At 40.8% G+C, this 12,551-nt stretch carries 11 protein-coding genes and 1 pseudogene; 7 read left to right on the top strand and 5 right to left on the bottom strand.

Annotated features, from left to right (window positions below):
* Window positions 1-29: 29 nt before the first annotated feature.
* The 3 genes from DXZ23_RS10855 (at window position 30) to DXZ23_RS10845 (ending at window position 3,613) form a co-directional block, all read left to right on the top strand.
* Window positions 30-1,433: a YcjX family GTP-binding protein gene (locus DXZ23_RS10855; protein ID WP_017806976.1), complete on the top strand. Its 1,404-nt coding sequence runs from the start codon at window positions 30-32 to the stop codon at window positions 1,431-1,433.
* A 21-nt stretch (window positions 1,434-1,454) separates the two neighbouring features.
* Window positions 1,455-2,495 carry a YcjF family protein gene (locus DXZ23_RS10850; RefSeq protein ID WP_017806975.1) on the top strand — a complete coding sequence of 347 codons (1,041 nt, stop codon included), beginning with the start codon at window positions 1,455-1,457 and terminating at the stop codon, window positions 2,493-2,495.
* Window positions 2,496-2,674: 179 nt separating this feature from the next.
* A complete protein-coding gene (locus tag DXZ23_RS10845) occupies window positions 2,675-3,613 on the top strand; it encodes a sigma 54-interacting transcriptional regulator (protein WP_017806974.1) in 939 nt (312 codons plus the stop codon).
* Between the two features lie 91 nt (window positions 3,614-3,704).
* On the opposite strand, the pseudogene DXZ23_RS10840 reads toward DXZ23_RS10845, so the two are convergent.
* The 4 genes and pseudogenes from DXZ23_RS10840 to pth form a co-directional block, all read right to left on the bottom strand.
* Window positions 3,705-5,115, bottom strand: a pseudogene (locus DXZ23_RS10840) (basic amino acid/polyamine antiporter).
* 35 nt (window positions 5,116-5,150) lie between these two features.
* Window positions 5,151-6,050 carry a homocysteine S-methyltransferase family protein gene (locus DXZ23_RS10835; RefSeq protein WP_017806973.1) on the bottom strand — a complete coding sequence of 300 codons (900 nt, stop codon included), beginning with the start codon at window positions 6,048-6,050 and terminating at the stop codon, window positions 5,151-5,153.
* A gap of 107 nt (window positions 6,051-6,157) precedes the next feature.
* Window positions 6,158-7,249, bottom strand: a complete 1,092-nt coding sequence (gene ychF / locus DXZ23_RS10830; RefSeq protein WP_017806972.1) for a redox-regulated ATPase YchF — start codon at window positions 7,247-7,249, stop codon at window positions 6,158-6,160.
* Window positions 7,250-7,268: 19 nt separating this feature from the next.
* Entirely contained in the window at window positions 7,269-7,853 is a 585-nt protein-coding gene (gene pth / locus DXZ23_RS10825) for an aminoacyl-tRNA hydrolase (protein WP_017806971.1), read from the bottom strand.
* A gap of 234 nt (window positions 7,854-8,087) precedes the next feature.
* On the opposite strand from pth, the gene DXZ23_RS10820 reads away from it, so the two are divergent.
* Genes DXZ23_RS10820 through xseA form a run of 4 tightly spaced genes read left to right on the top strand, consistent with a single transcriptional unit; the run spans window position 8,088 to window position 11,647 of the window.
* Window positions 8,088-8,522 (top strand): type II toxin-antitoxin system RatA family toxin, encoded by a 435-nt coding sequence (locus DXZ23_RS10820; RefSeq protein ID WP_017806970.1) that lies wholly within the window; start codon window positions 8,088-8,090, stop codon window positions 8,520-8,522.
* Window positions 8,519-8,908 carry an RnfH family protein gene (locus tag DXZ23_RS10815; protein WP_017806969.1) on the top strand — a complete coding sequence of 130 codons (390 nt, stop codon included), beginning with the start codon at window positions 8,519-8,521 and terminating at the stop codon, window positions 8,906-8,908. The genes DXZ23_RS10820 and DXZ23_RS10815 overlap by 4 nt, the downstream gene beginning before the upstream one ends.
* On the top strand, window positions 8,901-10,097 hold the full coding sequence (locus tag DXZ23_RS10810) for a ribosomal protein uL16 3-hydroxylase (protein WP_017806968.1): 1,197 nt from the start codon (window positions 8,901-8,903) through the stop codon (window positions 10,095-10,097). Before DXZ23_RS10815 ends, DXZ23_RS10810 begins: the two co-directional genes overlap by 8 nt.
* A 2-nt stretch (window positions 10,098-10,099) precedes the next feature.
* Entirely contained in the window at window positions 10,100-11,647 is a 1,548-nt protein-coding gene (xseA, locus tag DXZ23_RS10805; protein WP_021724576.1) for an exodeoxyribonuclease VII large subunit, read from the top strand.
* Window positions 11,648-11,948: 301 nt separating this feature from the next.
* On the opposite strand, the gene smpB is transcribed toward xseA, so the two are convergent.
* The gene (gene smpB, locus DXZ23_RS10800; RefSeq protein WP_017806966.1) at window positions 11,949-12,431 is read right to left on the bottom strand and encodes an SsrA-binding protein SmpB; all 483 of its coding nucleotides are present in this window, start codon (window positions 12,429-12,431) and stop codon (window positions 11,949-11,951) included.
* Window positions 12,432-12,551: the final 120 nt, after the last annotated feature.

Below are 12,551 nucleotides of genomic sequence, written 5' to 3'. Positions count from 1 at the left end.
AAAGTATATTACTAAAATATAGAAATAAAATGTTTGATTCTATCCAAAAAGAAATTGATAACCTTATAGACCGAGGTTTTGATCGATCTTTACGCTTAGCTGTAACAGGGCTGAGTCGTAGTGGGAAAACAGCGTTTATAACGAGTTTTATCAACCAACTTTTACACATTAATTCAACTGATGAGAACCATCTTCCTTTATTTGATGCTGCTCGTGATAGACGTATTTTAGCGGTTAAACGGGTAGAGCAACGTGATTTATCTATTCCTCGTTTTGAGTATGAGAATAATCTACAATGTTTAGGTGAGGAGCCACCTATATGGCCAAATTCTACGATAGGTGTACACGAAATTCGGCTTGCTATTCGTTATAAAAAGTCTGGTTTTTTACGGCATATAAAAGAAACGGGGACATTATATATAGACATTTTTGATTATCCTGGCGAATGGTTATTAGATTTACCTTTATTGGAATTGAATTTTCAGCAATGGAGTGAGCAACAGTCTCAATTGATGTATGGAATGCGTAGGGAGTTAGCACAACAATGGTTAGAAAAAATACAAAAACTAGATTTAACAAAAAAAGCAGATGAGGATGTTCTTGCTCAACTCGCAAAGTGTTATACGCAATACTTATTAGATTGTAAAAAGCAAGGGCTACATTTTATTCAACCAGGGCGTTTTGTTTTACCTGGTGAATTGGACGGCTCACCGGCAGTACAATTTTTTCCTTTGATTCATATAAATGAAGCACAATGGAAACGTTTAAGGCAAGCGGAGAGTGGCAGTTATTTTTCAATACTAGAAAAACGCTATAACTACTATTGCCAACATATTGTGAAACAATTTTATAAGCAATATTTTTCTTTATTTGATCGTCAAGTTATTCTCGCTGATTGTTTGACTTCGCTAAATTATGGTCAGCAATCCTTTTTGGATATGCAAGAGGGGTTGAAGCAATTATTTGAAAGCTTTCGTTATGGAAAGCGAACGGTACTTCATCGTCTATTTGCCCCTAAAATTGATAAATTAATGTTTCTTGCAACAAAAGCGGATCATATTACAAATGATCAATGGAGCAATTTGATAAGTTTGTTGCGTCATCTCGTGCAAGATGGGCATCATTATGTAGAATATGAAGGAATTGAAACAAGTTATGGGGCAATTGCTTCTGTTCGCTCAACACAGCAAGTGAGGGTCAATAAAAATGGTAAATTTTATAATGCAATTCAAGGGGTTAGACAAATAGATCAACAAAAAATAACAGTTTATCCAGGGGAAGTGCCAAAACGTTTACCAAATATCCAATTTTGGCAAAAACAGAAATTTGAATTTGATCAATTTTCTCCTCAACGATTAGAACAAGGCGGTGTTATTCCTCATTTTAGAATGGACACGGTATTACAATTTTTGTTAGCGGATAAATTAACGTAATAGAATATTAGAAGGTTTTTTATGAAAAAAGAAATTTTTCATACCCCCTTTCAGGAAGGGGAATCGTCGTCACTTATTCCTAAGCAAACTTTTGATCAAAGTGATCTTACAATGGAAGCAGAGCTGAAAATAGATTCAGAGATGGCCGATGAAGTATCTACGCAATTTACACAAATCGTGCAGTCAGGCCTGAGCTGGTGGAAGAAATGGTTAATTGGCTCAATGTTGTTTTTCTTAGTAGGCGTAGTTGCTCAGTCTATACAATGGTTAATCGACAGTTGGCAAAATCATCAATGGATTTATTTTTCTTTTGCTTGTGCAAGTTGCACCATTTTAGCATTAGGTGGAGTAGCGATAGCTAATGAATGCTATAAGTTAATAAAATTAAAAAGAAGGATGCGATTACAAGAACGAAGCCAGAATTTATTAACTGAAAGTGCGGTGGTTTTTTGTCAGGATTTTTCTATTCAGGATATTGAAGAGGCAAAGAAGATCTGTGATGAGCTGACTAATATTTTAGAAATTCCTCAAGATGCACAATCATTAATTTGTTGGAAGGCTCGTATTAGCGATGGGCTTTCGGCGTCAGAAATAATGTATATGTTCAGTCAAACAGTTTTAACCTCAATTGATTTGGAGGCAAAAAAATTAGTGAGTAAAAATGCTATTGAATCGGCGATTGCTGTCGCAGTCAGTCCCTTGGCAGTGGTTGATATGCTTTTTGTGGCTTGGCGGAATATCCATTTAATTAATCAATTAGCTAAGTTGTATCATATTGAGTTGGGTTATTTTAGCCGTCTGCGTTTGTTCCGAATGGTCTTAGGTAATATGGTATTTGCTGGTGCAACAGAAATGGTTAAAGAGATGGGAATAGATTGGCTTTCACAAGATATAAGTGCAAAACTTTCTGGTCGCCTTGCTCAAGGGATTGGTGTCGGTATTTTGACTGCACGTTTGGGAATTAAAGCAATGGAGTTTTGCCGTCCACTACCTTTTACAAAAGAAGAAAAACCTCATTTAAAGCATATTTATAAAGAGATCTTGTCAAATTTGAAGCAATGACTTTTTAAGTGAGGCGTTGATGATTAACATAATACGGCGTTATAAGATTTTCTTATGTCTAATAGCTCATTATTCTGATAATTCATTTTAAATAGTAATGCAATGTAAAATTTTCTTTCCATCTTGTCCAAAATATTTACAATAAAGGCGAGTTGAAAAAATAGAAAGGAGCGATAGAGATGAATACTGATTTTTTTGCAGAAATTATTGCACAAAGTTGGAAAATGAAAGAGGTTGTAAAAAAAGCAAGAAAATTCGCATTGCTTGATGCTCCACTACTTATTCAAGGTGAAACAGGAACAGGAAAAGATTTCATTGCTAAATCTTGCCATTTTTCTAGCCCTAGACGGGAGAATAAATTTATTGCGGTAAATTGTGCAGGATTACCAAGTGAAGATGCTGAAAGTGAAATGTTTGGAAGAACTAATGTACATTCTGAAACTCAAGGCTTTTTTGAATATGCTGATGGTGGAACCGTGTTGTTGGACAGTGTGGCAGAATTACCTTTAAGTTTGCAAGCAAAATTGTTGCGTTTTCTTAATGATGGCACGTTTCGTCGCGTTGGTGAGGAAAAAGAGCATTATGCTGATGTGCGTGTGATTTGCACTTCTCAGGTTCCATTAATGTACTATGTAGAAAAGGGTAAAATGCGTGAAGATCTGTTTCATCGTCTTAATGTGCTTAGCCTTACTATTCCGCCTCTGCGTGAACGTAAAGAAGATATTGTACAGTTTGTATCAATATTTGTGGCACAGATTAGTCAAGAATTAGGTATTTCTACACCGCATTTTGACTACGCATTTCTTAATTATTTAACGCATTATACTTGGCCAGGAAATGTCCGAGAATTGTACAACGCACTCTATCGTGCTTGTTCTCTAGCGGAGAATAATCAGTTATCAATTGAGGGATTGAACTTGGTTGAGCAAGAACTCCCTCTTGCCAATATTGAGCAGTTTGCTAACCAAACATTAGAGGAAATGATGAATAATTTTGAAGCGAGGGTATTGCAAAAATTTTATGAAGAATATCCGAGTACACGAAAATTAGCAACGAGATTAGGTGTTTCGCATACGGCGATCGCAAATAAGTTAAAACAATATGGGATTGGAAAATAAGGAAATTTCTTTTGAGATTTATGGTGAAGGTCTAGCTTTCTGTCTAGACCTTTATTCATCATCCGAAGTATATGAGCTATGTTAATATTGACTAGAACTCAAAGTTCATCAACACTTTAATTGCCCAAATAAAAAGGATAGCAAAAATAGCGAGGAGGGCTTTTTCCCAATGATTGAGATTAAGCCGTTTGCCTTGAGATTGGTAACGAGAGTAAAGAAAAAGTGCAATACCAGGCACATATAATGCCACGGAAATTAGCAAATAATCTAATCCAGCGGCGTATAATATCCATAAAGCGTAAAGGGTTGCCATAAATCCAGTGAACTTAATGTACCAGTGGCTAGATTGTTGGAAAGAGAGTTTCAGCAAGTAAGCTCCGATAAGCAAATAAGGCACTAGAATCATTGAGGTTGAAATAAGTAGTAAGGCATCATAGGTTTTGCCAGTAAGCAACACAAGGAATAAACAAAGCTGCACAACAAGACCGGTGAACCATAAAGAATTAATTGGCACATCGTTGCGATTAAGTTTGTTGAGAATTTGCGGAAAAGCCCCATTTTTTGCACCACGATAAGGCACTTCGGCAGAGTACATTGTCCAACTAATATATGAAGCCAATACGGAAACAATCAAACAAAACGTAATTAACACTTTTCCACTTTTTCCAATCATCAATTCGAGCAAGCCTGCCATTGATGGATTTGCCATTTGAGCAATGGCTTCTCTTGGTAAAAGCCCTAAAGAAAGCACGGTGATCGCCACATAGAGAATTAACGCAATCACAATTCCCAATACAGTGGGCAAGCCCCACATCAGTTCGGTTTTTAGCGTGAGCAGATAATACCGCTGCCCCTTCCACGCCCGTGAATACCCACAAGGTAATCAACATCGTATTTTTGACTTGATCACTTACGCTATTATTGAGTGCGGTGGCTTTGGTGTCCAAATTAAAGGTATCAGGCGAGAAAAACCAAAGGGCTAATGCAATAAATAAAATAAGCGGAAACACTTTGACAATGGTGGCGACTAAATTAACGGAAGCCGCTTCTTTTACTCCTTTAGCAATGAGAATATGCACTAACCAAACCACGCAAGACGCACCAATAAATGAGGCAATCGTATTTCCTTGCCCAAAAATCACCGCACTTTCATTATCGGTAAAAGTCCCAATTCCTTCAAATGCAACAAGCAAATAGCCCACAATGCCAATGGTGGCACATAGCCAGTAGCCCCACGCAGAAAGAAATCCCATTAAATCGCCAAAACCTTCCCGTGCATAGGTATAAATGCCCCCATCTAATTCAGGTTTAAGGCGAGAGATAAAAAAGAATGAAAGCCCGAGGAAGATAATGCCAATACCCGTGATTAACCAACCAATGAGCAAAGCTTCAGAGCCTGCCACCGCTGCCATATTTTGCGGTAAACTGAAAATGCCTGAGCCAATCATAGAACTCAGCACTAATGCAGTGAGTGAAATTAAACCAATTTTTTTATTCGACATAAATCGCTTTCCTATAAAAAGATTATCTAAAATGTTTAAATCTGCGGTTTGAAATAATGAGAGAGTGCCTGAATATGAGCTAAACCAATCCCACAGCACCCGCCAATAATCGTTGCTCCAGCTTGTTGCCATTTTTTCGCCCAAGCTAAATAGGCTTGCGGATCGAGGTCCTGACGCACTTCATCAAGCCCTTCATTGGCTGTTGCTTCTTTACCTTGTGGTGCAAAAGCATTGGCATATGCCCCTGTTTCAATATGTAATGCTCCGTGTTTTTGTAAGGTTTCACGGGTAATAGCTAAGGCTTGCTCAATCACTTCTGGCTGACAACAGTTAAATAAGATCGCACTGACACCCAATTCGATCATTTTTTCCACCGCACTTTGCACAGATTCGCCTGAACGTAAACACGCCGGTTGATTGAGATCTTCATCTTGTAAAGTGAAAGAAACCCAAAGTGGGCGATCATCAGGTAATAATGGCTTAATGGATTGAGGTTCAATAATCGCACTTTGCGTTTCGCACAACCAGAGATCCACATAAGGAGAAAGCCCGTCAATGATAGGCTGAGCTACTTCTTTTACGCGCTCAGGTTGAAATAAAGCAGGGCGGTATGAGCCAAATAATGGAGGCAATGAACCTGCAATTTTGACCGATTTTCCACTATTTTGTACCGCACTTTTAGCTAAACGCCCCGCGAGATCGGCAAGTATTTTTCCGTCCACCACAAAACGCTGTTCACCAATATGAAAAGGCACAACCGCATAACTATTTGTCGTGATTACCTCAGCACCATTTGCGATAAAATCTTCGTGTACCTGTTGTACCGCTTGCGGTGACTCATAAAGAGCAAGGGCTGACCATTCAGGCTGACGAAAAGGGGCGTTTAAACGCATTAATTCACGGCTCATTCCACCGTCAAGAATTGTCATTGTCATTTTTGCTTCCTTTAATAACATTTGGGCTAAAAAAATACCGCACTTTTGCAAAGTGCGGTGAGATTTTTCATTATTTTTTTAGACTAAATTGGCATCATTAAGAACAGTTATACATTAAAACGGAAGTGCATTACATCGCCGTCTTGCACGATATAATCTTTCCCCTCTAAACGCCATTTGCCGGCTTCTTTTGCACCATTTTCGCCTTTGTATTGAATGAAATCTTCATAAGCAATCACTTCGGCACGGATAAAGCCTTTTTCAAAATCCGTATGAATAACTGCCGCCGCTTTTGGTGCAGTTGCGCCTACGGAAACTGTCCACGCACGCACTTCTTTCACCCCAGCGGTAAAATAGGTTTGCAAATTGAGTAAGGCGTAACCCGCACGAATTACGCGGTTTAAGCCCGGTTCTTCAATGCCAAGATCTTGCAAAAATTCCACTTTTTCTTCATCGTCAAGTTCTGCGATTTCCGATTCAATCGCCGCACACACAGGCACAACCACCGCCCCTTCTTTTGCTGCGATCTCACGCACGCGGTCAAGATAAGGGTTATTTTCAAAACCGTCTTCGTTTACGTTAGCGATGTACATTGTCGGTTTGAGAGTGAGGAAGTTGTAACTTTTAATGGCGTGAAGTTCCTCTTTATCTAAGTCGATAGAGCGGATCATTCCCGCATTTTCTAACACAGGCAGAATTTTTTCCATTACGCTTAATTCAAATTTCGCCTCTTTATCACCACCTTTAGCACGTTTTTGTAAACGCTGAATGGCTCGCTCACAGCTATCTAAATCCGCAAGGGCAAGTTCGGTGTTGATAGTGTCAATGTCTTCCGCAGGATCAATTTTACCCGCAACGTGGACAATGTCGTCATTTTCAAAACAACGCACAACGTGTCCGATGGCATCAGTTTCACGGATATTCGCAAGGAATTTGTTACCTAACCCCTCGCCTTTACTCGCCCCTGCCACAAGCCCTGCAATATCCACAAATTCCATTGTGGTCGGTAATACTCGTTCAGGTTTAACGATTTCCGCTAATGCGTCCAAACGCGGATCAGGCATTGGCACAACACCGGTGTTTGGTTCAATGGTACAAAACGGATAATTCGCCGCTTCGATACCTGCTTTTGTTAATGCGTTAAAAAGGGTTGATTTACCCACATTCGGTAAACCCACGATACCACATTTGAATCCCATAATTTTTCCTTAATTTGTTTTATGCTTTAAAGCTATTGAGTCGATTTGTTGCTTTTGTAATGCCTTCTTTGATGAGAATTTCTACGCACGCGGCGGCTTCATCTAAGGCTTTATCAATCAGTTGCCAATCAGTTGGCGAAGGTTTGCCGAGTACATAGGCGGAAACCAGATTTTTATCTCCGGGGTGTCCAATGCCCACACGCAGACGGTAGAAATTTTTATTATTGCCCAGTTGAGCAATGCTATCACGCAAACCGTTATGTCCGCCGTGTCCGCCCCCTTGTTTAATTTTGGCAACACCGGGGGGAAGATCTAATTCATCGTGAATAATCAAAATTTCTTCAGGTTTTATGCGATAGAAATTGGCTAAGGCACTCACCGCTTTACCGCTTAAATTCATAAAGGTAGTAGGAACGAGAAAACGAATTTCTTCGCCAAAAATCACCGCTCTTGCCGTTTTACCGAAAAATTTACTTTCTTCTTTGAGCTGAAAATGAAACTGACGAGCAAGGCGATCAATCACCCATTCCCCTGCATTATGGCGCGTGTCGGCATATTTATCGCTGGGGTTAGCCAGCCCAACAATGAGTTTAATCTCTGACATACTTTCTTTAACTGGACAAAAATAGTGGGCCATTGTAGCGAAAAATGTTGTGAAAAACCAGCCAAAGCGGAACGATAACGTTAAAGCGAGGGTTCTAGCTGAACTCAATATAGAATCCAATTGAAGAACAAAATGAATTTATTTTTTCCTTTATTCTTTGGTTTCTCACCGCACTTTTCCGCTATAATAGCGAGCGTTTTTTATAGAAAGGTAATAGAAAGATAATATAAAGCAATGCCAAGCGTGAATCAACGAGCCTTAGTGCCTTACAGTGCCAAACAAATGTATGACTTAGTGAATAATTATGAACGCTACCCCGAGTTTGTTCCGGGGTGCGTGGAAAGTCGTACCTTAAACCGAAGTGAACGCGAACTAACCGCCGAACTGGTGATTAGCAAGGCGGGCATTTGTCAGCGTTTCACCACGCAAAATACCATGGTGGAAAATCAGCAAATTCAAATGCAACTGGTTGAAGGGCCTTTCAAATTTCTACAAGGGCAATGGCAATTTACAGAAATTGATGAACAATCTTGCCAAATTGCGTTAAAACTGGATTTTGAGTTTTCTAACCCCTTGATTGCAATGGCATTCGGGCAGATTTTCACTCATTTAACCCTCAAGATGATTGATGCCTTTAAACAACGTGCGAAGGAGGTTTACGCCCAATGACAAAATTGAAAATCGAAGTGGCTTATGCCCTGCCAGATCGCTATTTTTTGAAAACCTTGCATATGGAACAAGGCACAACGGTGCAGACTGCCATTTTGCAATCGGGCATTTTGCATCAATTTAATGACATCGATCTGCGAGAAAATAAAATCGGCATTTTCAGCCGCCCTGCTAAGCTCACTGATGTGTTAGAAAATGGCGATCGTATCGAAATTTATCGCCCCTTGCTTGCTGATCCGAAAGAAATCCGCCGTAAGCGTGCGGCTCAGCAGTTGCAAGAACAGCAAGCACAAAAACAAGCGGAAAAAGAAGCGAAAAAACTCGCCAAACAGTTAGCTCAACAAGCCGACACCGAACCAACACAAGAGGACACCACCAATGCTTAAACTTTGCCTACCCGACAACATCAGCCCTGCTCAATTTTTGACAGAATATTGGCAAAAGAAACCCTTGTTAATTCGCAATGGATTGCCGCAAATTGTCGGGCAGTTTGAGCCTGAAGATATTCTTGAACTTGCTCAAGGGGAAGAGGTTACCGCACGCTTAATTAAGCAGCACAGCGATGATCATTGGGAACTAAAAGTAAGCCCGCTAGCAGAACAAGACTTCGCTCAGCTCCCCGCACAATGGACAGTATTAGTACAAAATATGGAACAATGGTCGCCAGAATTAGGGCAACTTTGGAATGCTTTTGGCTTTATTCCCCAATGGCAACGGGACGATATTATGGTGTCTTATGCCCCGCAAGGGGGATCGGTGGGTCGCCATTATGATGAATATGACGTGTTCCTCGTGCAAGGCTACGGACATCGCCGTTGGCAACTTGGCAAATGGTGCGATCCTAGCACAGAATTTAAACCTAACCAGCCAATTCGGATTTTTGATGATATGGGCGAGCTGGTGCTTGATGAAGTGCTTGCCCCTGGCGATGTGCTTTATGTGCCGTCCCGCTTATCTCATTACGGTGTGGCACAAGATGATTGTTTAACTTTTTCTTTCGGCTTGCGTTATCCGAATATTGCGGATATTTTTGAAAATCTCGGCAAAGCCTTCAATCAACCTAATTTAGAATTAGATTTAAACGAATTTTTCATTCCTTTACGCCTCAATCCTGAATTGCAAAAAACAGGCTTGTTGGCACAACAAAATATCGACACGATAAAACAGCAATTTATTCACCGCCTCGCACAAAGCCCGCAATTTGACGCACTTTTCAAGCAAGCCTTAGCCACCACCGTCAGCACCCGCCGCTATGAATTATTACCAACGGAGGGCGAATATGATCCCGATGAAGTGCGGTCGCTTTTGGAAGAGAATTGTCAGCTTTCGCAAGATAATAATTGCAAATTGCTCTACACGGAAAACCCGCTTCGCCTTTATGCCAACGGCGAATGGCTTGATGAACTCAACCCACTGGAAGCCCAGTTATTAAAACGCTTAGCTGATGGTGAATGTCTTGGTTTGCAGGAATTAAACGCCCTGTTAGAGGACGTACAAGATAAAGACAGCGTAATGGCATTGTTGCTCGACAGCCTATGCAACTGGCTTGATGATGGCTGGATATTATTGGATTAACGATGGAAAATAGTGCGATTTATTCTGTTTCACAACTTAACCAACAGGCACGCCGCTTGTTGGAGGGACAACTTGGCTCGGTGTGGCTCACGGGGGAGATTTCCAATTTCACCCAGCCCGTATCGGGGCATTGGTATCTCACCTTAAAAGACGAAAATGCCCAAGTACGTTGTGCAATGTTCCGAATGAAAAATTTGCGTGTCGCCTTTCGTCCACAAAATGGAATGCAAGTGCTGGTGCGGGCAAGCGTCAGCCTTTATGAACCGCGAGGGGATTATCAGCTCATTATCGAAACAATGCACCCTGCAGGTGAAGGCTTGTTGCAACAGCAATTTGAAGCCTTAAAAATGAAACTCGCTGCTGAGGGATTATTTGCACAAAACTTAAAGAAAAACCTACCGCACTTTTGTCGTAAGGTGGGAGTGATCACCTCGCCAACAGGGGCAGCATTGCAGGATATTTTGCACATTTTGCAACGTCGTGATCCTAGCCTGAATGTCATCATTTACCCAACCGCCGTGCAAGGGCAAGAGGCAACCGCCGAAATTGTACAGATGATCGAACTTGCCAATTGCCGGCAAGAAGTGGACGTGTTAATTGTCGGGCGGGGTGGCGGTTCGTTGGAAGATTTATGGTGCTTCAACGAAGAAGCCGTTGCCCGTGCGATTTTCCACTCCGCCATTCCCGTTATTAGTGCGGTTGGACACGAAACAGATGTAACCATTGCAGATTTTGTCGCTGATGTACGAGCGCCGACCCCTTCCGCCGCCGCAGAGTTGGTAAGCCGTGATCAGCAAGAACTAATACGACAGCTCAATGAGAAATGCCAGCGTTTAGAAATGGCACTAGATCGGCTATTTAATGAAAAAAGCCAATGGCTAAACCAACTTCAGCTCCGCCTGCAGAACCGCCACCCGCAGATTCAGTTGAATCAACAAAAATCGCACTTAGCTCAGTTAAATTATCGCCTACAATTCGCCATACAACGCAATGTTGATCGAAAAGCACAAGGGTTTGCAACGCAACGCCAGCATTTAGCTACCGCGATCACACAGTTTATCGCTAATAAAAAACAGCCTTTGCACCAACTGGAGCGACAATTACATAGCCGCCACCCGCAAAAACAGCTCAATCAACAAAAAGCCCAAATTCAACAACAGCGTTATGATTTACAGCTCGCAATGCAACGTTATCTCACAAAAACGCAGCAAAATCTCACCGCACTTTGCGAACGGCTCAACAACAACCCACTGCCTTACCAAATGCAAAAACACAGCCAACACCTGCAACAATTACAAGTGCGGTTGGATTTTGCCATAGAAAAAAAACTCAGCCAAAAACAAAACCACTTCGCCCAACTCTGCCAACGCTTAGACGGATTAAGCCCACTGAAAATTCTTTCAAGGGGATATTCGATTTCTGAAAATGAGAAAGGCATTGCAATTACGCAATGTCATCAAGTGAAAGTGGGGGAAATCCTTAAAACGAGATTGGCAAATGGTATGCTAATTAGCCGAGTTGAACATATCAAAGAGGAAATGAAAGCTTAAATTAATATATGGTTGTGGGATTTCAAAATAGTATTATGTTATCTCGCATTCAATTATTATTGATACTGCCTTTTGTTCATTACTTAATTTTACGTTGAACTTAAACTTTCGTAGTAATGGAGAATAAAAAAATTAAAAAAATTTCATTTTTGACTTGCAATCATTTTTTTTTACAATGGGGAGGATTTGGCCGGTTAATAGTGGCAAATCAAATGAAAACTTTGTTCATTTGTGGCTAAGGGAGCTTAGCCACTTTTTTATAACTATAGAAATCCTTTCTGTCTTAGGTTAATTTCTTAGGTTAATTTCGTATTGAATGTTTCATAATCCGATCTTTCGCCACTTTCCATTCACGATCTTTGATGTCATCGCGTTTGTCGTGTTGTTTTTTCCCTTTGGCAAGTCCGATTTTGATTTTTGCCCAAGGACCTTTCCAATAAAGAGAAAGGGCAACGAGGGTGTAGCCATCGCGGTTTGATTTGCCAAATAATGAAGCCAGTTCTTTTTGTTTGAGTAAGAGTTTTCGGGTGCGAGTTGGGTCGCAGACAATATGAGTAGAGGCAACATTTAACGGCTGAATGTTTGCTCCGAACAAATAGGCTTCCCCATTTTGGAAAATCACATAGCTGTCGCTGATATTGGCTTTGCCCGCTCGCATTGATTGCACTTCCCAGCCTTGCAAGGAAAGCCCCGCTTCGATCTCGTCTTCAATAAAATATTCAAATCTTGCCCGTTTATTTAATGCAATGGTATTGGAGGCGGGCTTGAGTTTTTTCTTTGTCATTGTGTTGTTGCTCAATCTAGTCAAATGATTATGCATTCTAACCAATCTCACAAAAAATCGCAAAAGCCCTTGCGTTGCTTGGCAATCTTTATAACAATGACAGCACATTTTTCTATTGAG

It is taken from the genome of Avibacterium paragallinarum (genome assembly GCF_900450705.1).
In the GTDB taxonomy this organism is placed as follows: Bacteria; Pseudomonadota; Gammaproteobacteria; order Enterobacterales; family Pasteurellaceae; genus Avibacterium; species Avibacterium paragallinarum.
Note: the sequence above shows the minus strand (reverse complement) of the source record. Positions and strands in the feature narration are given on the sequence as shown.